Genomic DNA, 25,304 nt, shown 5'->3' on the forward strand with positions numbered 1-25,304 from the left:
CTCGCTAGATTGTGGGGGTGACCTCCCCGCACCCGCTCTACGGCCTCATCTTCCGCGCTGTCTTCACCCGCCTGGACCCGGAGGTTGCCCATCATCGGGCGGCACGCGCCATCGCCGCCGCCGGTGCCTTCGAGCCGGCGCGGCGCGCGCTCGAGGCGACCCTCGGCCGCGGGGCTGCCAGAGGTGGAGGCGGCCCGCAGGTGTTCGGCAGGCGTCTGAGTTCCCCGTTGGGCGTGGCTGCCGGGTTCGACAAGAACGCCACGATGGTGCTGGGCCTGCTTGCGCTGGGCTTCTCGCACGTCGAGATCGGCACGGTCACCGCGTACGCGCAGCCCGGCAACGAGCCACCCCGGCTCTTCCGGCTCGTGGCGGACCGGGCGCTGGTCAATCGCATGGGCTTCAACAACGTGGGCAGCGAGCGTGTGGCGCAGCGACTGTCCCAGCTCCGGGCAACTCGTGCCGGGGCCCGGGCCGTGATCGGTGTCAACATCGGCAAGACGAAGGTGACACCGAGCGAGGAGGCACCGCAGGACTACGCCCGCAGTGCTCGAGCGCTCGCGCCCTACGCCGACTACCTGGTCGTGAACGTCTCGAGCCCCAATACCCCCGGGCTGCGGGACCTGCAGGCCGTGGACAGCCTGCGCCCGATCCTCGCGGCGGTGCGCGACGCCGTCGCATCCGTCACCCCACGCAGCGTGCCGATCCTGGTGAAGATCGCCCCGGACCTCGCGGACGAGGACATCACGCAGGTGGCGCGACTCGTGGGTGAACTGGACCTGGCCGGGGTGGTGGCCACCAACACCACCATCCGGCACGATCACGGGGCGGGTGGGCTCTCCGGCGAGCCGCTGCGGGAACGCTCCCTCGCCGTCGTCCGCCTCGTGCGGGCCTCTCTGGACGCACTCGAGGGGGGCGAGCGCAAGGTCGTGATCGGGGTCGGCGGGATCTCCAGCACGCAGGACGCCCGAGCGATGCTCGCGGCCGGCGCCACCCTGGTGCAGGCCTACAGCGCGTTCATCTACTCCGGGCCGGCATGGCCGGGGAAGGTCGCCCGGGCACTGGGCCGGTAGCGGCCGGTCGAACCGGGCGCCTCAGGCGGGGAACTGTCCCCGCTTGACCTGCGGCTTGGGCATCCGGGTGGGACGCATCTGGAAGGAGCGGATCGCGGCGTACATCACGCCGCCCTTCTGCAACTGATCGGCGCCCCACTTCGCCACGATGCGCTTGCGGATGCGGCGGCCGAGCAGCACGGAGTCCAGGATCGCCACGCCGACCACCAGGTAGAGGGTCAGCAGCATCGGCACGGCGACCTGTGCGTCGTTGCCGAACACGAACGTCAGCAGGATGAACACGAAAGCCAGCGGGAGGAAGAACTCCCCGAGCGACCAGCGCGCGTCGACGTAGTCGCGGATGAAGCGGCGCTGCTCACCACGGTGCTGGTGCGGCATGTATCGGTCGTCGCCGGTGACCATCGCCTCGTTCATCTTCGCCCGCGCCTCGGCGTTGCGCTTGCGCTGCTCCGCGCGCGCCGCCTTGCGGTCGTTGACCACGAGGGGACGGCGATGCTTGGCCTCCGCCTCCTTGCGGGTGGGCGTGGGACGGCCCTTGCCCGAGCGCGGGTCGGTCACCGGGGCGTCCTGGGCGCCGGTCACCGTGGTGGGTGCAGCCTCGCCCTTGTCCTTCTTCTGTCCGAACACGCCCTCCAGGGTAGTCGAGGACGCGGGGGTCTCGGCCCGGGCGCAGTAGGTTCGTGGGGTGACACGTGAGCTTCCCCTCTCCCATGACCTCCGCCACGCCCTGCACGAGGGCATCGCCGCCACGTTCGAGGGCGTGCAGCGCGACCTCGCCGACCTCGTGCGTGTCCCCTCGGTCTCCGCCGCGGCATTCGACCCCGCGCACGTGACGGCGAGCGCCCGGGCGGTCGCCGCACTGCTGCGCGACGCGGGGATGCCGCAGGTCGAGATCCTCTCGGTTCCCGGCGGGGCGCCCGCGGTGCTCGCCCACCGCGCGGGCGACGGCGCCGGGCACGTGCTCCTCTACGCCCACCACGACGTGCAGCCGCCGGGCGAGGGCTGGAGCAGCGACCCGTTCGAGCCGGTGATCCGGGAGGGCCGGATGTACGGCCGGGGCGCGGCGGACGACAAGGCCGGGGTGATGGCACACGTCGGGGCGATCCGGGCGCTGCTCGCCCAGGCCTCGGCCGCCCCCGGAGCGCTGCCGCTTCCCGCGATCACCGTGTTCGTGGAGGGCGAGGAGGAGGTCGGGTCTCCCACGTTCGCGCAGTTCCTGCGCACCTACGGCGACCGGTTGGCGGCCGATGTGGTGGTCGTGGCCGACTCGGCGAATTGGAAGGTGGGCATCCCGGCCCTCACCACCTCCTTGCGCGGCCTGGTGGACGCCGTGGTGCAGGTCGACGTGCTCGAGCACGCCGTGCACTCGGGAATGTTCGGCGGCCCGGTGCTGGATGCCACCACCCAGCTCGTCCGGCTGCTGGCCACGCTGCACGACGACGCGGGCGACGTCGCGGTGGCCGGGCTGGACCGCGTGCCCACCGCGGATCTGGACTACCCCGAGGACGTCTTCCGTCAGGAGGCCGGGGTGCTGCCCGGACTCACCCTGTCCGGCACGGGCAGCCTGCCCGACCGGCTGTGGGGCAAGAGCGCACTGAGCATCATCGGGATCGACGCCACCGCCGTGGACCGTGCCTCCAACACGCTCGCGCACACCGCACGCGCCAAGATCAGCATGCGACTGGCTCCCGGGCAGGATCCGGGCGAGGCGGAGGCCGCGCTCCTGGCGCACCTGCAGGCCGCGGCGCCGACCACCTGCCGTGTCACGCTGCACCCGGGGGAGCGCGGCTCCGGTTTCCTCGCGCCGCGCGGCGCCGCCAGCGACCTTGCCCACGCCGCCTTCGCCCAGGCCTGGGGTCGGGAGTCGGTCGAGGTCGGAATCGGTGGCTCGATCCCCTTCATCGCCGATCTGGTGACGCTCAACCCGGACTCCGCGATCCTCATCACCGGGGTCGAGGACCCGCACTCGCGGGCGCACGGCGCGGATGAGTCGGTGCACCTGGGGGAGTTGCGCAAGGCCGTGGAGGCCGAGGCGTTGCTCCTCGCGGCCGTCGGCGCGGGCGGCCTCTCCGGCGGAGTCCCGCGGGCGTGAAGGTGCTGATCGGGGCCGCCCAGGTCAACGGTCACCGCGCCGTGGAGGTGCTGGACGCCGTCGTGCACGGGTGGCGCGAGGGCAACCCGCAGGCCGAACTGGACCCGGTGGTGGCGAGCGACGGCGCAGCGGACCTGCTCGACGCCGTCCAGGCGCATCGAGGGGGCCGGCGCGGGGTGATCACCGTGCTCGCGGGCGACGGCGTGACCCGCGTCCCCGTGGTCACCCTCCGGGTGGCGGGCACCCTCTACCTGCAGGCCTCGGACGTGCTCGCCACCACAGCGGTGACCCCCCACCAGGTCGCGGACGCCACCAGCGAGGGCATCGGTTCCCTCGTGCGTGCAGCGGTGGCGCAGGGTGCGCGCCGCGTCGTGATCGGCGCGGGCACCACCCCCTCGCTCGACTTCGGGGTCGGCATGTTGCGGGGTCTCGCGGCGGGCGCAGAGCAGGCCGGTGGCGGCGGGGAGGATCTCCCCGGCCTGGTGGCGCGGGCCGTCGAGGCGCTGGCGGGGGTGGAGGTGGTGCTGGCGAGCGCCGAACCGACCGTGGCGCTAGGCCTGCGCGGCGCCGGCGCCGCGCTGCGCGAACAGATCGGGGCCGGCGCCGCGCAGGCCCTGGAGCAGGAGCGGGCACCCGTGGCGCAGCAACTCCTCGGGCTCGCGACGGCCAGATCGCGCACCACGGCCGGCGGACTCCTGGCGGGCACACCTGATGGATCGGGTGCCCGGCGGGGCGGAACACCGGGTGCGGGGTGCGCAGGGGGGCTCGGCGTGGCGGTGGAAGCGCTCGGCGGGCGGATCCTGCCCGGCGCCGAGTTCGTGGGCTCGGAGCTCTCCTTGGCCCACCGCGCCCGGAGCGCGGACCTGGTGGTCCTGGCCGCGCACCGCCTGGACGCCGTGGAGGCGGACACCGGTGTGGTGGGTGCGTTCGCCCGCGCCGCCGCGCACTGGGGGCTGGCGACGGTGGCACTGACCACCTCCGGGGAGTTCGACCCGCGGGCGCGTGCCACCCTCGGGGTCGCCGGAGCCGCACAGGTGGGCGGCAGCCCGGCGCAGTTCGCCGAGTCGGCCCGGCGCGCTGCAGCCGCGTGGCGCTGGTAGCGGGTGTGGGCACACCCAGGGAACTCCAAGGCACGTGCCCCAGACTGGGCCTCGGCGAATCCGGCGTAGTCTGGATGGACCTGACATCCGCAGAGGAGACATCATGACTGAGACTGCCGCCACCCCGGCCGCCGCGGACACCGACATCCCGACGCACGAGGTCGACCTGACCGACGTCGCCGCGCAGAAGGTTCGTTCCCTGCTCGAGCAGGAGGGGCGTGACGACCTGCGCCTGCGGATCGCGGTGCAGCCGGGTGGCTGCTCCGGCCTGATCTACCAGCTCTACTTCGACGAGCGGCTGCTGGACGGCGACGCCCTGCGCGACTTCGATGGTGTGGAGGTCGTGGTGGACCGGATGAGCGTGCCCTACCTCGCGGGCGCCTCGATCGACTTCGCCGACACGATCGAGAAGCAGGGCTTCACCATCGACAACCCGAACGCCTCGGGTTCCTGCGCCTGCGGCGACTCCTTCCACTGAGCCGCTGACCCACGGCTGCTGATCCGCAGCCACCGCACGACCCCCGCGCACGGCGGGGATCGAACCCGCCGCACCGCGCGGCCCAACCCTGGAGATTACGTGCGTCACTCCGTCGCGGCCGCCTCGCTGGCGGCCCTTGCCCTGCTGGTCACCGGATGCTCCACCGACGGTGAGGAGGCCGAGGCCTCCTCCTCCGCCTCCGCCTCCGAGGAGTCGGCGACCGGTGGCGACATCGCCATCGGCAACGATGCCGGATTCTCCGCGTCGGGCGCCTTCGGTGAGAAGCCGACCCTGACCTGGGAGACGGAGGAACCCTCCGAGGAGCTGCAGGTCGAGATCGTCAGCGAGGGCGACGGGGCGGCCGTGGCCGCGGGAGACGTGGTGGTCGCGCACTACCTGGGGCAGGTGTTCGGGTCCGAGGACGTCTTCGACAACTCCTACGACCGTGGCGCGTCGTCGGCGTTCTCCCTGAACGGGGTCATCGAGGGCTGGAGCACCGGGCTGGTGGGCGTGCCCGTCGGATCCCGTGTGCTGCTGACCATCCCGAGCGACCTCGGATACGGGGACGAGGGCAGTGGCGATCTCATCGCCGGCGGCGACACGCTCGCCTTCGTCGTGGACGTGGAGGCCGCCGTGGCCGCCGACGCATCGGGGCAGGCCGATGCCACCCCGACCGACGCCGAGGTCCCCGTCACCATCACCGGGGACCTGGGTTCGCCGGTCACCGAGGTGGTGGTCGCCGACGGCGCAGCGGAGCCGGAGGAGATGACGGTGACGGTGCTCGCGGAGGGCACAGGCGAACCGCTCGGCGCCACGGATCAGCTGTTCGCGCAGTACACACTGGCCACCTGGGACAACGCCGAGTCCGAGACCACCTGGCCGCCGGAGGGCCCCGGGATCACCTCGGCCATCCCCCTGGGCCAGGGCAGCGCCTTCGACGAACTGGAGGGGATCGCCATCGGCTCACGGGTGCTCCTGACCATTCCCGCCGAGGGGGAGGACACCCAGCCGCTTGCCGTGGTGATCGACCTGGTCGACGCGATGCCGGGCGCCTGAGGTTGCGACGTTTCTGACGCGCGCGTGAGCGTGCGTCGCCTCGCGGCGTACACGTGCGCCGCACACCTGGGGAAGACCCGCGGAATGCCGCGGGTCTTTCTCGCATCCAGGGGCGGGTTGGGTATGGTGACGACGTGTCGACTACGCCCCGCCGCCCCCTGAGAAAAGTGCTGGTGCCCGGCCTTGCCGTGGCCGGCCTCGGTCTTGCCGGGTGCACCCCTGCCGTCGAGCGGGGGTTCCTCCCCGAGCAGGCTCCGGGTGCCACCAACAACACCGACATGATCATCGAGTTGTGGAACAACTCCTGGATCGCGGCGCTGCTGGTCGGGGTGTTGGTCTGGGGACTGCTGATCTGGTGCCTGATCGTGTACCGCAAGCGCAAGAACGACAACCAGCTCCCGCCCCAGTTGCGCTACCACGTGCCGCTGGAGTTGATGTACACGTTCGTGCCGATCGTGATGGTCGGTGTGCTGTTCGCCACGACATCCCGCACGATGGGCGAGATCGTGGACACCTCCGCCGAACCCGACGTGACCATCGAGGTGGTCGGCAAGCGCTGGTCATGGGACTTCAACTACATGGACTCCGACGTCCACTTCTCCGGAGTCCAGGCCGAACTCACGGGCGAGGAGGGTGTGCCCGAGACGCTCCCGACGCTCTACCTCCCGCAGGGTGAGCTCGTGGAGCTGCAGTTGCGCACCCGCGATGTCAACCACGCCTTCTGGGTGCCGGCCTTCCTCATGAAGATGGACATGATCACCGGTCGGGAGAACTCCTTCCAGATCGTGCCGCAGGAGCTCGGGGTCTTCGAGGGCAAGTGCGCGGAACTGTGCGGCGAGTACCACGCCTCGATGCTCTTCAACGTCGAGGTCGTCACCCCCGAGGAGTACGAGGCCTACATGGACGAACTCGCGGCGCAGGGCAACACCGGAATCCTCGGTCCCGAGTACGACGTGCTGCAGGGCGCGGTCGAGCAGGAAGGTAGCCACTGATGGCCATCGATGAGGTCCAGTACAACGACTCACCGCCGCGCAGCGCGCCGGAGCGGGTGCCGGGGCTCAGCGGCCCGCACCAGCGCCGAGGCAATGCGTTCGTCACGTGGATCACCTCCACGGACCACAAGACCATCGGGTACATGTACCTGGTCACCAGCTTCGTGTTCTTCTGCTTCGGGGGCCTGCTCGCGCTGGCGATCCGGGCGGAGCTCTTCGAGCCGGGACGGCAGCTGTTCACCAGTGCTGAGCAGTACAACCAGTTCTTCACGATGCACGGCGGCATCATGCTGCTGCTGTTCGCGACCCCGCTCTTCGCCGGGTTCGCCAACGTGCTGCTGCCGCTGCAGATCGGCGCACCGGATGTCGCATTCCCGCGGCTGAACATGTTCGCGTACTTCCTGTACCTCTTCGGTGGCCTGCTCGCCGTCGGCGGGTTCCTCACCCCGGAGGGGGCGGCCGGATTCGGCTGGACCTCCTACGTGCCGCTGGCCTCGGAGACCTTCTCCCCGGGCCTGGGTGCCGACCTGTGGCTCGTGGGCTTCGGGTTGACCGGCTTCTCCACGATCTTCGGTTCGGTCAACTTCATCACCACGATCATCTGCATGCGGGCACCGGGTATGACGATGTTCCGGATGCCGATCTTCAGTTGGAACGTGCTGATCACCTCGGTGCTGGCGCTCATGGCCTTCCCGGTGCTGACCGCGGCCTACTTCGGTCTGCTGGCGGACCGCCGCCTGGACGCCGTCGTCTTCGCACCCGAGTCCGGCGGCGCGATCCTGTGGCAGCACCTGTTCTGGTTCTTCGGGCACCCCGAGGTGTACATCATCGCGTTGCCGTTCTTCGGCATCGTCTCGGAGATCTTCCCGGTCTTCTCCCGCAAGCCGATCTTCGGGTACAAGACCCTGGTGCTGGCCACCCTGTCGATCGCGGCGCTCTCGGTGACCGTGTGGGCGCACCACATGTACACCACCGGCGCGGTGATGCTGAGCTTCTTCGCGCTGATGACGATGCTCATCGCGGTGCCCACGGGGGTGAAGTTCTTCAACTGGATCGGCACGATGTGGCGGGGCAAGATCACCTTCGAGACCCCGATGCTGTGGTCGATCGGGTTCCTCGCGACCTTCCTGTTCGGCGGCCTGACCGGCATCATCCTGGCCTCGCCGACGTTGGACTTCCAGTTGCACGACACCTACTTCGTGGTGGCGCACTTCCACTACGTGATCTTCGGGACCGTGGTGTTCGCCATGTTCGCAGGCTTCTACTTCTGGTGGCCCAAGTTCACCGGCAAGATGCTGAACGAGCGTCTCGGCAAGATCCACTTCTGGCTGACGTTCATCGGCTTCCACACCACCTTCCTCATCCAGCACTGGATGGGCGCGAAGGTCTTCCCGCGTCGCTATGTGGACTACCTCCCGGAGGACGGCATCACCACCTGGAACCAGATCTCCACGGTGGGTGCGTTCATCCTGGCCGCGGCCACGCTGCCGTTCCTGTGGAACGTCATCAAGACATGGCGCACCGCGCCGCAGGTCACCGTGGACGACCCGTGGGGCTACGGTCGCTCGTTGGAGTGGGCGACATCCTGCCCGCCCCCGCGTCACAACTTCACCTCGATCCCGCGCATCCGCTCGGAGTCCCCGGCCTTCGACCTGCATCACCCCGAGGTCGCCGCGCTCGACCAGGTCTCCCCACGGGGGCCGTACGAGAAGGTCTTCGGGACCGGTGACCAGCAGGGTTCGCTCGCCGACCAGCGCTCCACGGGTGGGAAGGACCACGCATGAGCAATCACACCCCCGCACGCCCCGACCAGGCGCGCGAGCGCAAGCCGCTCGGCACCGAGACCCGCATGTTCCTGCTGCTGGTCCCGTTCTTCCTGGTGGTTGCCGTCGTCTACGGTGTGCTGACCGACTTCAACGAGCCCGTGGGCCTGTTCGCCATCCCGCTCGTGGGCGCGCTGTCGGGCATGGTGGGCTTCTTCCTCTGGCTCACCGGTCGTCGCATCGCGATGCGCCCCGAGGACAACCCGCACGGCACGATCGCGGAGGCCGCCGGCGAGTACGGCGAGTTCTCCCCGCATTCCTGGTGGCCGTTGGTGCTCGCCGCCGGCGCGGCCATCACCTTCTTCGGTGTGGCCGTGGGCTGGTGGGTCTGCGTCGTCGGGTTCGTGGTCGGTGTGATCGGCCTCGTGGGCCTCATCTTCGAGTTCTCCCGCGGGCAGCACGCGCACTGACTCCTCGCGGACACGAACGGGCGCCCCTCCAGCAGGAGGGGCGCCCGTTCCCGTTCATCCGGCGGTGGGCCGCCGTGGCGGCTCTCAGGCGGGGACGATGAGCCCGCTGGCACCGGGGGAGGTGGCGCGCTCGAGACGAGCGGCGACGTCGTGCCAGTTCACGATGTTCCACCATGCCGCGATGTAGTCCGCGCGCACGTTGAGGTAGTCCAGGTAGTAGGCGTGCTCCCACACGTCCAGCATGAGCAGGGGCACCAGGCCGAGTGCGAGGTTGGCCTGCTGGTCGTAGAGCTGCACGATCACCGGGTTGGCGCCCACGGTGTCCCAGGCCAGGACCGCCCAGCCGGATCCCTGGACCCCCGCGGCCACGGCCGCGAAGTGTTTCTTGAACGCCTCCACGCCCCCGAAGCTGTCCTGGAGCATGGCGAGCAGCTCGCCGGCGGGTTCCCCGCCCTCGGGGGACATGTTCTCCCAGAAGACGGTGTGGTTGACGTGCCCACCCAGGTTGAAGGCGAGGTTCTTGGAGTGCAGGTTCACCGCGGCGAGATCCCCGGCGGAGCGTGCCTCGGCGAGCTTCTCCAACGCGGTGTTCGCGCCCGTGACGTACGCCTGGTGGTGCTTGTCGTGGTGCAGCTGCATGATCTTGCCCGAGATGTGGGGCTCCAGCGCCGCGTAGTCGTAACCGAGCTCGGGAAGTGTGTACGTCATGCGTTCCTCTCCTTGTGGGTGCTCCGGGCGGTGCCCGGTTCCTACTGTTCCAACGTAACCGGCCCCCCTCGCATTCCGCGAGGGGGGCCGGGTGTTGCGTGAGACGGCGTCAGTGCTGGCTGCCGCTCGCGATCTCCTCGCGAGCAGGTGCGCCGTCGATCTCGTCGTTGCCGTGATGGTCGTGTGCGGCCGCCAACTCGGCCGGGGTGACCGGCGCGATGCGGTCGGCGAAGAAGAACCGGGACACCGCGGCGCGGCGCTTGTCCTTCTTGTAGCCGGGGCGCCGCACGCCACGGGCGTTGGTCTCGGGACCTGCCTCGATCGGGGCACGATCATCCTGCTGCACGAGGATCCAGCGCTCGGCGTCGGTGAGCGGCTGGTGCACCTCGATGTACTCACCCGAGGCGAATCGCACCACACGGCCGGTCTCGTGGCCGTGCAGCACGAGCTCGCGGTCACGGCGCTGCAGCGCGAGGCACAGCCGCTTGGTGACGACGAACGCGAGCCAGGGACCCACGAAGAAGAGCACCCGGAAGACCCACGTGATCGAGTTGATCGACAGGTCGAAGTGGGTGGCGATGAGGTCGTTGGAGCCGGCCAGCGCGAGGATGATGAACTCGGTCAGGATCGCCACGCCGACACCGGTGCGTACCGGAACGTTGCGGGGGCGGTCCAGGAGGTGGTGCTCCCGCTTGTCACCGGTGGCCCACGCTTCCAGGAACGGGTACACGGCGAGCGCCGTGAACAGGATGCCGGGCACGATCACGGCCGGGATCAGTACGTTCAGCGAGAGGGTGTACCCGCCGATCACGTACTCGGTCTGGCCCGGCATGAGGCGTAGCGAACCCTCGAGGAACAGCATGTACCAGTCCGGCTGGGCACCGGCGGACACGGGGGAGGGGTCGTAGGGGCCGTAGTTCCACACCGGGTTGATCGACAGGAACGCACCCATCAGGGCGAGCGCACCGAACACGATGAAGAAGAACCCACCGGCCTTGGCCATGTAGACCGGGAACAGCGGGTAACCGACCACGTTGCGGTTGGTGCGCCCCGGCCCGGGGTACTGGGTGTGCTTGTGCACCACGACCAGCATGAGGTGGACCGCCACGAGCGCCAGGATGATCCCGGGCACCAGGAGAATGTGGGCCGTGAACAGGCGCGGGATGATCACCGTGCCGGGGAACTCCCCGCCGAACAGGCCGAAGGAGATGTAGGACCCGAGCACCGGGATCGACTTGGCCACGCCGTCGGCAATGCGCAGTCCGTTGCCGGAGAGCACGTCATCCGGCAGCGAGTACCCGGTGAAGCCGGCGAGCAGGCCCATGATCATCAGGGTGAAACCCACGAGCCAGTTCAGCTCGCGCGGCTTACGGAACGCCCCGGTGAAGAACACCCGCATCATGTGCGTCACGATCGAGGCCATGAACAGCAGGGCCGCCCAGTGGTGGATCTGCCGCATGAGAAGGCCGCCGCGCACGTGGAAGGAGAGGTCGAGCGTGGAGGCGAAGGCCTCGGACATCTCCACGCCCTGCATCGTGACGGGCAGGGCGTCCTCGGGGTAGTGCACCTCGGTCATCGAGGGAACGAAGAACATCGTCAGGAACGTGCCGGTGAGGATCAGCACGATGAAGCTGTACAGGGCGATCTCACCCAGGAGGAAGGACCAGTGGTCCGGGAAGACCTTGCGGGCGAACTCCTTGACGATCTTCGCCCCGCCCACGCGGGTGTCGAAGAAGTCACCGGTCGCGGCCGCACCGCGTGCCGCGGGGGACGTCTGGGTGCTCAATGTCCTGCCTCCGCCGTCTCGTCCTCGCGATCGGTCACATCACTGCCGTACTCGTCGTAGCGCTGCATCTCCCAGGTGGAGGGCCCGACCATCTCGTGGAAGTCGCTCTGCGCCGCGAGGTAGCCCTCGTCGTCGACCATGATCGGCAACTGCGGCAGGGCGCGCTTGGCGGGCCCGAAGACCACCTTCGCGCCGTCGGACACGTCGAAGGTCGACTGGTGGCACGGGCACAGCAGGTGGTGGGTCTGGCGCTCGTACAGGGCCACCGGGCACCCCACGTGCGTGCAGACCTTGGAGTAGGCCACGATGCCCTGCCAGCTCCACCCCTCGCGTCCGGGCTGCTCGATGAGCTCGGAGGGGTCCATCCGCACGAGCAGCACGATCGCCTTGGCCTTCTTCTCCAGCATGTGGGAGGAGCCGATCAGGCCGTCGGGGATGACGTGGAAGACGGATCCGATGGTCACGTCCTCGGGACGGATCAGCGCGCCGTCGGGGTCGCGTGCGAGGCGCACGCCGGTGTTCCACATCGTGTAGCGCATCTGGCTGACGTTCCAGTTGCCGCCGAGGTTGCCCACGAGCGGCACCACGAAGGCGAGCGGGGCGAGGGCCAGGGCACCGACCATGGTGCCCTTGAGGAGCGGGCGACGCCCGATGCGGGAGTCCTCGGCGCCCTCTGCCAGCAGCTGGGCGGCATCAGCGCGGGTGGCCTCGTCGCTCTTCTGCGGGTGGCGTTCGTCCACGTGCTCCACGTCGGACATCAGGGCCTTGGCCCAGTGCACCGCGGCCACGCCGATACCGAGCATGCCGACGCCGAGCCCGGCGCCGATACTGAGGGTGGAGGCGCGCACGTTCCCGACCGTGGAGTCCATCGGGAAGGCGAAGTAGCCCCAGATGCCCACGATGGTGGCGAGAATCGAGACGGTGAAGATCAGCGCAACCTGCCGCTCGACCTTCTTCGCCTGCTCGGGGTCCTTGTCGGAGAGCCGATGTGCGTGCTCGGGCAGCCCCGGGTTCGCGAACGCCGTGGTGCCGTCCGGCTCCGCGCCGAACACCTCGTCGTCGAGCTCGCTCGAGGCGGTGGGCGGCGTCAGTTCGTTGTTGCTCATGAGGACTTCGCTCCGATCCACACCGCGAACCCGATCAACGAGCCCATCCCGATGATCCACACCCACATACCCTCGGACACGGGGCCGACGGAACCGAGGTTCGCGCCGCCCGGGTCCTGCTCACGCTGCGCCATGAGGTAGGCGATGACGTCGCGCTTGGCCTCGGGGGTGATGTTGGCGTCGTTGAAGACGGGCATCGACTGCGGACCCGTGAGCATCGCCTCGTAGATCTCCGTGGGAGTCGAGGCGAACAGCGACGGGGCGTACTTGCCCTCCGAGAGGGCGCCGCCGGCGCCGATCGCGTTGTGGCACATCGCGCAGTTGGTGCGGAACACCAGCATGCCCTCCGCGGCGTCGCCCAGCTCCGGGTCGACCTGCTCCTCGGTGGGGATCGCGGGGCCGGGGCCCAGTGTCGCGACGTACGCGGCGAGCTGGCGCGTCTGTTCGGCGTCGAACTGCGGGTTCTTGCTCGGGGCCTGTGGAGCGCTGGCCGCCATCGGCATACGTCCGGTCGCCACCTGGAAGTGCACGGCCGCGGAGCCGACGCCGATCAGGGAGGGCGCCACGCCGTCCGTGCCCTGCGCGTTCATGCCGTGGCAGGAGGCGCAGTTGGCCTGGAAGAGGCGTTCACCCTGCTCGACCTCGTCGGAGGTGGCGGTGGCCTGGGCCGGCTGGGGAGCCACGACGGCGTAGCCGACGCCGACGGTCAGCAGCGCGAGCAGCATCAGCAGCACCGGTGCGACCCGGTGCCGTCGCGCTCTGGCGAGGGCGTTCACCATCACGTGTCCTCGTTTCTGATCGGGGTGGAGAGTGGGAGTCGGCCTGGAGTGGTCACTGTCATCGCGTGCCTCACTGCAGGAAGTAGATCGCGAAGAACAGGCCGAGCCAGATGACGTCGACGAAGTGCCAGTAGTAGGAGGTGACGATGGCGCGGGTCGCCTCGCGGTGGGTGAACCGGCCCGCGACGAACGAGGACCCGAGCACGAAGAGGAACGCGAGCAGTCCGCCCACCACGTGGATGCCGTGGAATCCGGTCGTCAGGTAGAACACCGCACCGAAGGAGGAGTTGCTGATGGTGATGCCGTGTTCGACCAGCTCGGCGTACTCGGTGACCTGCCCGGCGATGAAGACCGCCCCCATGATGAAGGTCAGCGTGTACCACTCCTGCATGCCCCAGCCGCGAATGTTCAGCAGCGAACCGGTGCGGCGCGGTTGCAGGCGCTCCGCGGCCCAGACGCCGAACTGGCAGGTCACCGAGGAGGACACCAGGATGATCGTGTTGATGATCACCAGGGTCATGTTCAGACGCTGGGTGCTCTCCTCCCAGACCTCCGGGCCGGCGACGGCGCGGTGGGTGAAGTAGATCGCGAACATCCCCGCGAAGAACATGAGTTCGCTGGAGAGCCACACGATCGTGCCGACCTGCGTCATGTTCGGGCGGTCGACGCTCACATGGGGATTGGCTGCGGGCGCAGTGGGGGCATGGCTGGACACCCCGTCATTATGGCGAATCGTCGCCTCCCCGCGCTGGCAGGACCTGGGTCAACGGCGTGTTCCCGCGCTTTGGTGCGGTGCATGGTGCATCCAGTGGCGGCGGTGCCGCGAGCGGGTTCTGACGCGCCTGTGAACCCTGTCAGAAATCAGGCGTACCGTGGCGCGGGGCGGTCGTGCCTGGACGCGCTGTGCCCACTAGGCTCGGGGCATGACTGCAGAGTCCACGACGACGTCCCAGCACACTCAGTCCCAGGTCGCCCAGGGGGATCCGACGCGAGCGCGGGTCGTGCTCTACAGCGACGACGTGAACACCAGGCGCACCGTGCGGCGCGCCATCGGTCGGCGGGCCTCCAAGGACACCCCGTTCCTGGAATGGACCGAGGTGGCCACGGCTGCCGCCATGTTCGAGGCCGTCAGCGCCGGCGGCGTCGATCTGCTCATCCTGGACGGCGAGACCGCCAAGGTGGGCGGCTTCGGTCTGGCGCGGCAGGTCAAGGACGAGGTGTTCGACGCCCCGCAGATCCTGCTGCTCGTGGCCCGGCCGCAGGATGCGTGGTTGGCCGCGTGGTCGCACGCCGAGGGCAGCGTGCCCTATCCGCTGGACCCCATGGCACTCGCGGAGGCGGTGGCCGGCCTCCTGCGCGAGGCTGCGGCGTGAGCGCTGCGCGCGCACCGCACTCCACCCTGCTCGCCCAGCTCGTGGCGGGTGAGGACCTTCGGGCGCAGCAGGCGCACGATTTCATGGCGCAGGTGATGGCGGGAGAGGTGCCGCCCTCGGTGCTCGGTGCCGTGCTCGCCACCCTGGCGGCCAAGGGTGAGACGGTCGAGGAACTCGCGGGGTTCGCGGGAGCAATGGTGGGGGCCGCGGTGCCGCTGCCCGTTCCCGGGCGCACCGTGGACCTCGTGGGCACCGGCGGTGACCGGCACCGCAGCGTGAACATCTCCACGATGGCCGCGCTCGTGGCGGCGGGGGCAGGCCTGCGGATCGTGAAGCACGGCAACCGCGCCGCATCCTCCGCCTCCGGGGCCGCCGACGTGCTGGAGGCGCTCGGGGTGCGCCTGGACGCCACTCCCGAGCGGGTTGCGGACCTGGCGCAGGAGGTGGGTATCACCTTCGCGTTCGCGATGGTGTTCCACCCCTCGATGCGCTACGCGGGGCCCACTCGCCGCGAGCTGGGGATCCATACCGTGTTCAACGTGCTGGGTCCGCTGACCAACCCGGCCCGCCCGGCCGCCTCGGCGGTCGGTGTGGCCAACGAGCGGATGGCGCCCCTGATGGCCGGTGTCTTCGCGCGGGAGGGCCGGGACGTCGTGCTCTACCGGTCCCTCGACGGGTTGGACGAGTGGGCCACCACGGCTCCCGCGCAGGTATGGGAGGTGCGGGACGGCGAGATCCATCACGAGGTGATTGATGCCTGTGACGCCTTCGGGATGCCCCGGGCCACGCTGGCCGACCTGCGTGGCGGTGACGCCGCGGTGAATGCCGCCGTGGTGCGCGAGGTCCTGGCGGGGGCACCCGGCCCGGTGCGCGACGCCGTCGTGCTCGGCGCGGCCGCTGCGCTGGTGGCCGACGGGCGGAAGGTCGCGGCCGGCTCGCTCACCTCGCGGATGCGTGAGGCGATCGTGTTGGCGGAGACGAGCATCGACGAGGGTGCGGCCGCCGGGGTGCTCGAGCGCTGGATCCAGCACAGCACCCGGGACTGAGCGGCGGGTGGTGGTTCAGTCCTCCACACCCAGCGCGAACGCTTCCTCCAGATCGTGGCGGGAGTAGGCGCGGAAGGCGATGTACGTGCGCGTACCCAGGACCCCGGGCACCTTGCCGATGTGGTTGGCGATGACCTCGGCGAGCTGCTCGTGGCGGCTGACGCGCACCATCGCGATGAGGTCGGTGTCTCCCGTCACGGAGTAGACCTCACTCACCCCGGGCAGCGCCGCCACCGCCTCGCAGACTTCCGGGACCAGGGCGACGTCGGCGTCGATCAGCGCGATTGCGGTGTACATGGCACCAGCCTACGCAGCCCCTGGTATCGCGCGCGCCGGGCCCTGCAGCAGGGTGGTCAGTTCCGCCCGTGCGCGCCGGGCAGCGAAGACAGGCAGGTGCGGCCCCGCGCCCTGCACGCTGAGCAGGCGCACCCGGGGCTCGGTGAGCCAGGCGGTGAGGACACGGGTCTCCTCGGCGAGCGCGGACTCGCACCACGACGTGGGTTCGGGGACGTCCTGGGCGCTTGCCTGCAGTGCCCTCGCCGTTGCCGGCACGTCGCGGGTGCGCAGCGCGATACCGCTGGCTGTCAGCCTCCCGAAGCGAGTGACGACCACCTCCCACGAGCCCTCCGCCCGTGGCCGCGCCGCCACGATCTCGGGTGCGTAGCCCGAGGTCAGGTCCTGTACGGCCTCGGCTCCACGCAGTAGCGACTGGAGGCGGTCACGTTCCAGCGCCGCCTGCTCGAAGCGCTCTGCGGCGCTCAACTCCCGGAGCCGGTCGGTCACGCTGTCCAGGAGGTCGCTGCGCTCCCCGCGTGCGAAGGCCAGGTACCGCTCGAGGCCGTGTGCGTACGCGGTGGCTCCCTCGGCGCGGGTGCAGACCGCCGAGCAGTGGCCGAGCTCGGCGAGCGTGCAGGCCACCGCTCGGGGCTCGGGCGTGGCGGGCAGTCGCGCGGTGCACGTGCGCAGACCGAAGACGCGACTGGCGCACTCCAGGGCGAGTTGCGCGCTCACGCGGCTGGGGAAGGGGCCCAGCACACCTGGTTCGCCCAGCGGGGGTGGGGTGCGCGCGATGGAGAGTCTCGGGTAGGGCTCACGGGTCAGGCGCAGCCAGGGCTGCGCGTGCGGGCGGGTGGAACGCTGGTTGTAGGGCGGCCGGTGTTCGGCGAGCAGCCGGATCTCCCGGACTGCGGCCTCCACCGGGGTGGGGCATGGGATCGGGTGGACGGATGCGGCGATCGTCAGCATCTCGGCCATGCGCTTGCGCTTCTCCGAGGCCGTGAAGTAGCTACGCACCCGGCTGCGCAGATTGGTGGCCGTGCCGATGTAGAGCACGCGTCCCGACGCATCGCGGAACTGGTAGACACCGCTGGTGCTCGGCAGGTCCTGCGCCAGCGTGGCCTTGCGCCGTCGTGCCTCGGGCACCGGGTCGGCGGCCGTGGCCAGGTCCTCCAGATGGGTCACGCCGAGTGGCGCCATCCGGGCGAGCAGGCCGTGCAGCACGTCGACCGTTGCCCGGGCATCGCTCAGGGCCCGGTGGTTGGGCTGGGTCGCGGAGTGGAACAGCCGTGCGAGCGAGGCGAGTTTGTGGTTCGGGGCCTCGTCCTTGGTGACCACACGCCGGGCCAGTGCCACCGTGTCCACGACGCGCGGGTTGGGCCAGGTCATCCCGATGCGTTCGGCGGCCGCCCGCAGGAAGCCGATGTCGAAACGTGCGTTGTGCGCCACCAGTACGGCGCCGTGTGCCAGTTCCAGGAAACTCGGCAGCACGGTCTCGATGGTGGGTGCGTCCATCACCATCGCGTTGGTGATGCCGGTGAGCACAGTGATCTGGGCGGGGATGCCGCGCTCGGGGTTCACCAGGGTGCCGAGCTCCGCGGTGACCTCCCCGCCCTGGACCCGCACGGCCCCGATCTCCGTGATGGCATCGGCGTGCGGGGAGCCCCCGGTGGTCTCCAGGTCCACCACCACGAACGGCACCTCGTGCAACGGGGTGCCCTCCAGGAGGCTGGGCTGCACGTGCGCGGCCGCCTCGCACCGCGAGCCGGTGCCGGCGTGGGCGTCTGGGCTCGGACCACTCATGCTCGCACCGTAGGCGAGGGTACTGACATCCTGACGCAGCCCCGCCGGTGAGCGGCCAGGGGGCCGCGATCGTGCGGCCGCGACGCCGCGACGGCCGCACGATCGCGAGGAGCGTGCGGGTCTCAGCCCGCCCGGCCGGCGCTCGCGTTGCTGTACAGCGCCTCGATCTGATCGGCCATGTCCCGGATCACGGCCGTGCGCTTCACCTTCATCGACGGCGTCAGGTAGTCGTTGGACTGTGTGAAGTCCGAGTCCAGCACCACGAAACTGCGGATGGACTCCGCCCGCGAGACAGTGCTGTTGGCGCGGTCGATCGCCTTCTGCACCTCGGCCAGCACAGTCGCGTCCGTACGCGCCTGCTCCAGCGACATCGCCGGGTGGCCATGGGCGTCGAGCCAGCCGGGGAGCATCTCCTCGTCGAGCGTGATGAATGCGGCGATGAAGGGCTTGCCCTCGCCGATCACGAGGCACTGGCTCACCAGTGGGTGCGCGCGTACGGCGTCCTCCAACAGCGCGGGGGCGACGTTCTTGCCGCCGGCCGTGACGATGATCTCCTTCTTGCGCCCGGTGATCCGGGTGTAGCCGTCGGAGTCCAACTCGCCGATGTCCCCGGTGTGGAACCAGCCCTCGGTGAAGGCCTCCGCCGTCGCCTCAGGGTTGTTGTGGTAGCCACGGAAGACCGCGATGCCCCGGGAGAGGATCTCGCCGTCGGCGGCGATGCGGATCTGGTTGCCCGGCAGCGGCGGGCCGACCGTGCCGATCTTGACCTTGGCCGGCACGTTGACGGTCAACGGTGCGGTGGTCTCGGTGAGCCCGTAGCCCTCGAGCACGTTCAGGCCGAGCGAGCGGTAGAAGTGACCGAGGCGCTCGCCGAGCGGACCGCCCCCGGAGACCGCGTACGTCAGCCTCCCGCCCATGACATCGCGCAACTTGTGCAGCACGAGGCGGTCGGCGATCGCGTGCTTGGCTCGCGCGCCGAGACCGACGCGCCCGGTGTCCTGAGCCTTGGAGTAGTCGATGCCGGCCTTCACGGCCCACTTGAAGATCTTCTCCTTGCCGCCGGCGATCGCCTTCTGCTCGGCCGAGTTGTAGACCTTCTCGAACACCCGCGGGACGGCGAGGATCAGGGTGGGCTTGTAGGTGCCGAGGTCCGCCACGAGGTTCTTGACGTCCGGGGTGTGGCCCAGGGGCATGCAGGCGGCGAGTGCCAGCACCTCCACGAAGCGTGCGAAGACGTGCGCGAGCGGCATGAAGAGCAGGGTGCACCCGCCCTCCTGATTGACTACCTCCGGGAGCTCGTCCACGGCGCTCTGCGCCAGGAGCACGAAGTTGCCGTGGGTGAGTTCGGCGCCCTTCGGGCGCCCGGTGGTCCCGGAGGTGTAGATGATGGTGGCGAGATCCTCGAGTCCGACGGCGGCTGCGCGGTCGGTCACCTCGGAGTCCGCCACGCCCGCTCCGGCGCCGGCGATCGCGTCGATCCCGCCGTCCTCGATCGTCCACACCTGCCGGACATCCGGGGCCTCGGCCAGGGCCTCCTGGACCACCTGGGCGTGCTCGGCGGTCTCCACCACCACCGCGACGGCGCCCGAGTCGCCGAGGATCCAGGCGGTCTGGGAGACGGAGGAGGTCTCGTACACCGGGACGGGAACGGCTCCGGCGTACCAGGCGGCCAGATCCATGAGCGTCCACTCGTAGCGGGTGCGCGACATGATCGCCACACGATCCCCCGGTGCGACGCCGGAGGCGATCAGCCCCTTGGCGACCTCGATGGCCTGGGACCGCACCTGGGTGGTGGACAGGCCACGCCAGGTCTCACCCTGGGGCACCCGGTAGAGGTCGGCATCCGGGCGTTGACGTGCGTGCGTGTCGAGCAGGTCGGTGATGCTGGTGGTGCTGGGCATCTCCGGGCCGGGTCGCAGCGGGGTGGTGTCCATGTCGGGCTCCTTTGTCCGGTGGCGAGGGTCAAGGATCGTGACCGACGCCCCTGCCGCGGGGCGGCAGTGATATGCACCACACTTTAGGCGCCCGGCGCCAGGAATGCGAAGTGCCCTCGCTGAGGCGGACCCCGGTGTCCGTGACGCGCGCGTAGGTCGGCGAGCAGGGCAGGAGTAGGCAAGGATGGTATCCGGTCACTGGGCACAGGACTCAGGAAACGGACGGGACGCGAGGAGCGGCCCGGGAGAAGGAGCGGACATGCACGCGGTGGGTGTGGACATCGGGGGGACGAAGATCGCGGCCGGTGTGGTCGACGAGGACGGCGAACTCCTGGAGTCGACGATTCGGCCCACGAGTGCGCAGGAGCCCGAGCTCATCGAGGAGGCGGTGGCTGACGCCGTGGCGGAACTGCGGCAGCGGTACGTGATCGGCGCGGTCGGCGTCGCCGCCGCAGGGTTCGTGGACCCGGGTCGCTGCATCGTGCGCTTCGCCCCGAACATCGCGTGGCGGGAGCACCCGCTGGGCGAGATCCTCGCGCAGCGGTTGGGCCTGCCGGTGGTGGTGGAGAACGATGCGAACGCCGCAGGCTGGGCGGAGTTCCGGTTCGGGGCGGCCCAGGAGGTCGCGGACATGGCGATGTTGACGGTCGGGACCGGGCTCGGCGGGGCGATCGTGGTCGACGGCCAGTTGCTGCGCGGTGCCGCGGGCGCCGGTGGCGAGGTGGGGCACATGCGCGTGGTCCCGAACGGCCGGGCCTGCGGCTGCGGACATGACGGGTGCTGGGAGACCTACGCCTCCGGCACCGCCCTGGTTCGCGAGACGAAGGCCGCCCTCACGATCGAGCCGGAACGCGCCGAGCGGCTGCTCGCGATCGCGGGCAAGGCGAAGAAGGTCACCGGACCGCACGTGACGCAGGCTGCGCAGGAGGGTGACCCCCTGAGCATTCAGATGCTGGCCGATCTGGGTCGCTGGCTCGGCGCCGGGATGGCGGCACTCTCGGCGGTGCTCGACCCCGCCGTCTACGTGATCGGCGGTGGGGTGGGTGCCGCCGGGGACCTGCTGCTCGGCCCGGCGCGCGAGGAGTTGGACGCCCAACTGTTCGCTCGTGGCCATCGCGAGCTCCCGGAGATCCGCCTGGCCACCCTGGGCAACGACGCCGGGATCGTGGGCGCCGCCGATCTGGCGCGGCTTCCCCGCTGATCGCCCGGAGGCGACGGCGTCGCTACAGGCGGGCGCCGTCGTCCCCGTCGTCGTCACGCCGGCCGGGAAGACGGGCGAACAGCACCAGGCACCCGGCGACGACGAGTGCGAGGCACAGGAGGAAGAACCACGACGGTGCCTGACTGAAGGCCAGCACACCGAGCAGCAGGAGCAGGAGCCCGGTGCCGATGCCCGCCCAGGCCAGGCGCGCGGACCGCGTGCCACGCGGGATCGTCGGCACGGCGGGCTGATACCGGGCGTCGGCCTCGATCTGTTCCGCGGTCATCTCCGGGGGCGAGTAGTCCCGCGGCCCCGTGCCGGGTCCGCTGCGCGGGAGGTCGCCGCGCAGGTGACGGGTCTCGCGCAGGGAGAGCCCCGAGGTGATGCCCGCCCACTCGGCGTCCCAGTCCCGGTCGGTGGCGTCGGCGTGGTCGGTGGCGTCGGCGTGGTCGGTGGCGTCGGCGTGGTCGGTGGCGTCGGCGTGGTCGGTGGCGTCCCCGCGCCCCGCTCGGTCGGGGGAGCGCGCCTGGTCCGCCTCGTGTTCCGGCCGCTCGCGGCCCTCCTCGCCAGTCTCGTCGCCGACCATGGCAGCACTCTAGGCGCCCATTCCCTCTAGAGTGATCCCTGGCCACCGCTTCGGTGGCCGGTTGTCCGACGGACTCCCGTCCGTTCCCGACCAGGTCTGGAAGGTCCACGCGGTGTTCTACCGGTTCATGAAGGCCACGCTCGGGACGATCCTGCGTGTCTTCTACCAGCCGTGGATCCGCGGCGCCGACGCGGTGCCGGCGTCCGGTGGCGCGATCCTGGCGAGCAATCACCTCGCGGTGATCGATTCCTTCTTCCTCCCGCTCATGCTGCCTCGCGAGGTCGTCTTCCTGGGGAAGTCGGACTACGTGGAGGGGACCGGCCTGCGCGGACGGTTCGTCGCCTGGTTCATGCGGGGAGTGGGGCTCATCCCGGTGGACCGCTCCGGTGGCGCGGCGAGCGAGGCGGCGTTGAACGCGGGGCTGGCTCGGTTGCGGGACGGTGGCCTGTTCGGGATCTACCCGGAGGGCACTCGTAGCCCCGACGGCCGCCTCTACCGCGGCAAGACCGGCGTGGCCCGCTTGGCGCTGGAGTCGGGTGTCCCGGTGGTGCCCGTGGCCATGATCGGCACCAACATCGCCCAGCCGATCGGGACCCGGATCCCACGGTTGAAGCGCATCGGCGTGGTCATCGGCGAGCCGATGGACTTCTCGCGCTATGCGGGGATGCAGAACGACAGGTTCGTGCTGCGTGCCATCACCGACGAGATCATGTACGAGATCATGCGACTGTCCGGCCAGGAGTACGTGGACATGTACGCGGCGACCGCGAAGGCGCGGCTTGCTGCGGGCAAGAGCGCGAGCTCGCAGGCCGACGCGCCGGGTGGGCGATCGGCGCCGGAGTCGGCGCAGGCCGACGACCCCGTGGCCACCACGGGTGCCTCGGGTGGGGACGCCGAACCCGCGCAACCCGATGAGGACGAGACCACGAACCCCGACACCAGCAAGGAAGGTCCAGCATGACCGTCAAGCGCGTCGCCCTGCTCACCGCGGGCGGATTCGCCCCCTGTCTCTCCTCCGCCGTGGGCGGCCTGATCCAGCGCTATACCGCGCTCGCCCCCGAGGTCGAGATCATCGCCTACACCTACGGCTATCACGGGCTGCTCACCGGTACGAAGGTCGTCGTGGACGACGAGGCACGTGCGAACGCCGGCCTGCTGCACTCCTTCGGTGGCAGCCCGATCGGCAATTCCCGGGTGAAGCTGACCAACGCGAAGAACCTCGTGGCGCGCGGGCTCGTGGCCGAGGGGGAGAACCCGCTGGAGAAGGCGGCGGAGCAGCTGCGCACCGACGGCGTGGACGTGCTGCACACCATCGGTGGCGACGACACGAACACCACGGCGGCCGACCTGGCGCACTACCTGCAGGAGCACGACTACGGCCTGACCGTGGTGGGCCTGCCCAAGACAATCGACAACGACATCGTGCCGATCAGGCAGAGCCTCGGGGCCAACACCGCCGCGCAGGAGGCGAGCCGGTTCGCACAGAACATCATCGGCGAGCACCGGTCCAACCCGCGCATGCTGATCGTGCACGAGGTCATGGGCCGGCACTGCGGGTGGCTGACGGCGGAGGCCGCGCGTCGCTACCACTCCTGGGTCGAGGCGCAGCCCACCTGGAACCCCAGCATCGGCCTGTCGAAGGAGCGCTGGGACGTGCACGCCGTCTTCCTCCCGGAGCTCGCGATCGACCTGGAGGCCGAGGCCACCCGACTGCGTGCCGTGATGGACGAGATCGGCAACGTCAACATCTTCCTGTCCGAGGGTGCCGGCGTCCCGGAGATCATCGCCGAGATGCAGGCGCGTGGCGAGGAGGTGCAGCGCGACCCGTTCGGGCACGTGAAGCTCGACACGATCAACCCCGGTGCCTGGTTCGCCAAGCAGTTCGCCGAGCGCATCGGCGCCGAGAAGACGATGGTGCAGAAGAGCGGGTACTTCTCCCGGTCGGCCGCGGCCAACCCTGAGGACCTCGAACTGATCGCGCGCATGGTCGAGCTCGCGGTCGACTCCGCACTGGCGGGGACCTCGGGCGTGATCGGCCACGACGAGGACGCCGGGGACGAGCTGCGCGCCATCGAGTTCTCCCGCATCGCAGGGGGCAAGGCGTTCGATGTGACCCTGCCCTGGTTCGGGGACCTGCTCGCCGGACTGGGGCAGCCGCTCGTGCCGGCGGCTCCCACCGCGCACTGACCCACGGCTGACCCGGGCGGCGGTGCCCCGACGGACACGTCGGGGCACCGCCGTCGCTCGTCTCGCAGGGTGGCCGGTTCGCCGCCCGCGTGTGCGCCGTCCTAGACTGGCCGATCGTGAGTGTCCCCGCAGATCCCGCTGTCCTCGCCGGTCTCGATGCCTGGCGTTCCCTGCCGGTGCGCCAGCAACCCACGTGGCCCGACCAGACTGCGCTGACCGCCGTGAGCGAGCGCTTGGCGGCCTCCCCGCCGCTGGTGTTCGCCGGCGAGGCGGATGCCCTGCGCGATCACCTCGCGAAGGCACAGCGTGGGGAGGCGTTCCTGCTGCAGGGCGGTGACTGCGCGGAGGTGTTCGCCGAGGCGGACGCGGGCCGGATCCGCAACAAGATCAAGACCATCCTGCAGATGGCGATCGTGCTGACCTACGGGGCCTCGATGCCGATCGTGAAGATGGGACGGATGGCGGGACAGTACGCCAAGCCCCGCTCGAGCGATCAGGAGACGCGCGACGGCGTGACCCTGCCCGCCTACCGCGGCGACATCGTGAACGGCCACGACTTCACCGAGGCCTCCCGAACCCCGGACCCGCAGCGGCTCCTGGACGCCTACCACACCTCGGCCTCGACCCTGAACCTGATCCGCGCCTTCACGATGGGCGGGTTCGCGGACATGCGCCGTGTCCACGAGTGGAACAAGGGTTTCACGGTGACCCCTGCCTACCGCTCCTACGAGGGCATGGCGAACGAGATCGACCGCGCGATCCGCTTCATGAGCGCCGCGGGTGCGGACTTCGATGCCCTGCGCACCGTGGAGTTCTACGCGGGGCACGAGGGCCTGCTGCTCGACTACGAGCGGCCACTGACGCGAATCGACTCACGCAACGGGAATCCCTATGACTGCTCGGCGCACTTCCTGTGGATCGGTGAGCGCACCCGCCAGCTCGACGGCGCCCACATCGACTACTTCTCGCGGGTGCACAACCCGATCGGTGTGAAGCTGGGCCCCACGACGACCGGAGACGACGCCCTCGCGCTGATGGACGCCCTCAACCCCGAGGGTATCCCCGGCCGTCTGACGTTCATCACCCGGATGGGTGCGGGCACGATCCGCGATGCCCTGCCGCCGCTGTTGGAGAAGGTCGCGGCCGACGGCCGGCCCGTGCTGTGGGTGTGCGACCCGATGCACGGCAACACCATCACCTCCTCCAACGGCTACAAGACGCGTCGTTTCTCCGACGTGATCGACGAGGTGCGCGGGTTCTTCGAGGCGCACAAGGCCGCCGGCACGATCCCGGGTGGGGTGCACGTGGAACTCACCGGGGACGACGTCACCGAGGTGCTGGGTGGCGCCGAGGAGATCGACGAGATCGGCCTGGCGCGCTCGTACGAGACCCTGGTCGACCCGCGCCTGAACCACGCGCAGTCCCTGGAGATGGCGTTCCTGGTCGCGGAGATGCTGCGCGAGCGCACCGCCTGATCCTGCGGCGCCCGTCAGGCTCC

The 25,304-nt window shown here is 70.1% G+C and carries 24 protein-coding genes; 14 read left to right on the forward strand and 10 right to left on the reverse strand.

Features of this window, described 5'->3' with window-relative positions:
- Positions 1–17: 17 nt before the first annotated feature.
- On the forward strand, positions 18–1,070 hold the full coding sequence (locus ATL40_RS05180) for a quinone-dependent dihydroorotate dehydrogenase (RefSeq protein ID WP_098468609.1): 1,053 nt from the start codon (positions 18–20) through the stop codon (positions 1,068–1,070).
- Positions 1,071–1,091: 21 nt separating this feature from the next.
- Here the strand turns inward: ATL40_RS05180 and ATL40_RS05185 are convergent, their stop codons facing one another.
- On the reverse strand, positions 1,092–1,697 hold the full coding sequence (locus tag ATL40_RS05185) for a DUF3043 domain-containing protein (protein ID WP_098468610.1): 606 nt from the start codon (positions 1,695–1,697) through the stop codon (positions 1,092–1,094).
- A gap of 58 nt (positions 1,698–1,755) precedes the next feature.
- Between ATL40_RS05185 and ATL40_RS05190 the strand changes: the two genes are divergently transcribed.
- The 7 genes from ATL40_RS05190 to ATL40_RS05220 all read left to right on the forward strand — a co-directional run bounded on the left by ATL40_RS05190 (position 1,756) and on the right by ATL40_RS05220 (position 9,021).
- On the forward strand, positions 1,756–3,162 hold the full coding sequence (locus tag ATL40_RS05190; protein ID WP_098468611.1) for a M20/M25/M40 family metallo-hydrolase: 1,407 nt from the start codon (positions 1,756–1,758) through the stop codon (positions 3,160–3,162).
- Complete coding sequence (locus ATL40_RS05195; protein ID WP_098468612.1) at positions 3,159–4,262, forward strand: glycerate kinase; 1,104 nt, start codon at positions 3,159–3,161, stop codon at positions 4,260–4,262. Before ATL40_RS05190 ends, ATL40_RS05195 begins: the two co-directional genes overlap by 4 nt.
- Before the next feature lie 103 nt (positions 4,263–4,365).
- Positions 4,366–4,740: a HesB/IscA family protein gene (locus ATL40_RS05200; protein WP_098468613.1), complete on the forward strand. Its 375-nt coding sequence runs from the start codon at positions 4,366–4,368 to the stop codon at positions 4,738–4,740.
- 99 nt (positions 4,741–4,839) lie between these two features.
- Positions 4,840–5,796, forward strand: a complete 957-nt coding sequence (locus ATL40_RS15630; protein ID WP_169925878.1) for an FKBP-type peptidyl-prolyl cis-trans isomerase — start codon at positions 4,840–4,842, stop codon at positions 5,794–5,796.
- A gap of 134 nt (positions 5,797–5,930) precedes the next feature.
- Positions 5,931–6,788 (forward strand): aa3-type cytochrome oxidase subunit II, encoded by an 858-nt coding sequence (ctaC, locus tag ATL40_RS05210; RefSeq protein ID WP_098468615.1) that lies wholly within the window; start codon positions 5,931–5,933, stop codon positions 6,786–6,788.
- Positions 6,788–8,572, forward strand: a complete 1,785-nt coding sequence (gene ctaD / locus ATL40_RS05215) for an aa3-type cytochrome oxidase subunit I (RefSeq protein ID WP_098468616.1) — start codon at positions 6,788–6,790, stop codon at positions 8,570–8,572. Before ctaC ends, ctaD begins: the two co-directional genes overlap by 1 nt.
- Positions 8,569–9,021, forward strand: a complete 453-nt coding sequence (locus tag ATL40_RS05220; RefSeq protein ID WP_098468617.1) for a cytochrome c oxidase subunit 4 — start codon at positions 8,569–8,571, stop codon at positions 9,019–9,021. The genes ctaD and ATL40_RS05220 overlap by 4 nt, the downstream gene beginning before the upstream one ends.
- An 84-nt stretch (positions 9,022–9,105) precedes the next feature.
- Here ATL40_RS05220 and ATL40_RS05225 read toward each other — a convergent pair whose 3' ends face one another.
- From ATL40_RS05225 to ctaE, 5 genes are all read right to left on the reverse strand, one after another.
- Positions 9,106–9,729: a superoxide dismutase gene (locus ATL40_RS05225; protein ID WP_098468618.1), complete on the reverse strand. Its 624-nt coding sequence runs from the start codon at positions 9,727–9,729 to the stop codon at positions 9,106–9,108.
- Positions 9,730–9,838: 109 nt separating this feature from the next.
- Positions 9,839–11,515: a cytochrome bc1 complex cytochrome b subunit gene (qcrB, locus tag ATL40_RS05230; RefSeq protein WP_098468619.1), complete on the reverse strand. Its 1,677-nt coding sequence runs from the start codon at positions 11,513–11,515 to the stop codon at positions 9,839–9,841.
- On the reverse strand, positions 11,512–12,621 hold the full coding sequence (gene qcrA, locus ATL40_RS05235; RefSeq protein ID WP_098468620.1) for a cytochrome bc1 complex Rieske iron-sulfur subunit: 1,110 nt from the start codon (positions 12,619–12,621) through the stop codon (positions 11,512–11,514). Before qcrA ends, qcrB begins: the two co-directional genes overlap by 4 nt.
- The gene (qcrC, locus tag ATL40_RS05240) at positions 12,618–13,397 is read right to left on the reverse strand and encodes a cytochrome bc1 complex diheme cytochrome c subunit (RefSeq protein WP_098470297.1); all 780 of its coding nucleotides are present in this window, start codon (positions 13,395–13,397) and stop codon (positions 12,618–12,620) included. Before qcrC ends, qcrA begins: the two co-directional genes overlap by 4 nt.
- A gap of 73 nt (positions 13,398–13,470) precedes the next feature.
- Entirely contained in the window at positions 13,471–14,073 is a 603-nt protein-coding gene (ctaE, locus tag ATL40_RS05245; RefSeq protein WP_483880241.1) for an aa3-type cytochrome oxidase subunit III, read from the reverse strand.
- Positions 14,074–14,323: 250 nt separating this feature from the next.
- Between ctaE and ATL40_RS05250 the strand changes: the two genes are divergently transcribed.
- Both ATL40_RS05250 and trpD read left to right on the forward strand, forming a co-directional pair.
- Positions 14,324–14,773, forward strand: coding sequence for a response regulator transcription factor (locus ATL40_RS05250; protein WP_245866772.1), 450 nt, complete (start codon positions 14,324–14,326; stop codon positions 14,771–14,773).
- The gene (trpD, locus tag ATL40_RS05255; RefSeq protein ID WP_098468623.1) at positions 14,770–15,819 is read left to right on the forward strand and encodes an anthranilate phosphoribosyltransferase; all 1,050 of its coding nucleotides are present in this window, start codon (positions 14,770–14,772) and stop codon (positions 15,817–15,819) included. Before ATL40_RS05250 ends, trpD begins: the two co-directional genes overlap by 4 nt.
- A gap of 15 nt (positions 15,820–15,834) precedes the next feature.
- On the opposite strand, the gene ATL40_RS05260 is transcribed toward trpD, so the two are convergent.
- From ATL40_RS05260 to ATL40_RS05270, 3 genes are all read right to left on the reverse strand, one after another.
- The gene (locus tag ATL40_RS05260) at positions 15,835–16,116 is read right to left on the reverse strand and encodes an Lrp/AsnC family transcriptional regulator (RefSeq protein WP_098468624.1); all 282 of its coding nucleotides are present in this window, start codon (positions 16,114–16,116) and stop codon (positions 15,835–15,837) included.
- A 9-nt stretch (positions 16,117–16,125) separates the two neighbouring features.
- A complete protein-coding gene (locus tag ATL40_RS05265) occupies positions 16,126–17,898 on the reverse strand; it encodes a DEDD exonuclease domain-containing protein (RefSeq protein WP_098468625.1) in 1,773 nt (590 codons plus the stop codon).
- A 122-nt stretch (positions 17,899–18,020) separates the two neighbouring features.
- Positions 18,021–19,832, reverse strand: a complete 1,812-nt coding sequence (locus tag ATL40_RS05270) for an AMP-dependent synthetase/ligase (RefSeq protein WP_098468626.1) — start codon at positions 19,830–19,832, stop codon at positions 18,021–18,023.
- Positions 19,833–20,091: 259 nt separating this feature from the next.
- Here ATL40_RS05270 and ATL40_RS05275 point away from each other — a divergent pair, with 259 nt between their 5' ends.
- Positions 20,092–21,033, forward strand: coding sequence for an ROK family glucokinase (locus ATL40_RS05275; protein WP_098468627.1), 942 nt, complete (start codon positions 20,092–20,094; stop codon positions 21,031–21,033).
- 22 nt (positions 21,034–21,055) lie between these two features.
- Here ATL40_RS05275 and ATL40_RS14970 read toward each other — a convergent pair whose 3' ends face one another.
- Positions 21,056–21,619, reverse strand: a complete 564-nt coding sequence (locus ATL40_RS14970; RefSeq protein ID WP_169925879.1) for a hypothetical protein — start codon at positions 21,617–21,619, stop codon at positions 21,056–21,058.
- Positions 21,620–21,731: 112 nt separating this feature from the next.
- Here ATL40_RS14970 and ATL40_RS05290 point away from each other — a divergent pair, with 112 nt between their 5' ends.
- From ATL40_RS05290 to ATL40_RS05300, 3 genes are all read left to right on the forward strand, one after another.
- Positions 21,732–22,580 (forward strand): lysophospholipid acyltransferase family protein, encoded by an 849-nt coding sequence (locus ATL40_RS05290; RefSeq protein ID WP_098470298.1) that lies wholly within the window; start codon positions 21,732–21,734, stop codon positions 22,578–22,580.
- Positions 22,577–23,806, forward strand: coding sequence for a pyrophosphate--fructose-6-phosphate 1-phosphotransferase (locus ATL40_RS05295; RefSeq protein ID WP_098468630.1), 1,230 nt, complete (start codon positions 22,577–22,579; stop codon positions 23,804–23,806). Before ATL40_RS05290 ends, ATL40_RS05295 begins: the two co-directional genes overlap by 4 nt.
- A gap of 116 nt (positions 23,807–23,922) precedes the next feature.
- Positions 23,923–25,281 carry a class II 3-deoxy-7-phosphoheptulonate synthase gene (locus tag ATL40_RS05300; RefSeq protein WP_098470299.1) on the forward strand — a complete coding sequence of 453 codons (1,359 nt, stop codon included), beginning with the start codon at positions 23,923–23,925 and terminating at the stop codon, positions 25,279–25,281.
- Positions 25,282–25,304: the final 23 nt, after the last annotated feature.

It is taken from the genome of Serinibacter salmoneus, assembly GCF_002563925.1.
In the GTDB taxonomy this organism is placed as follows: domain Bacteria; phylum Actinomycetota; class Actinomycetes; order Actinomycetales; family Beutenbergiaceae; genus Serinibacter; species Serinibacter salmoneus.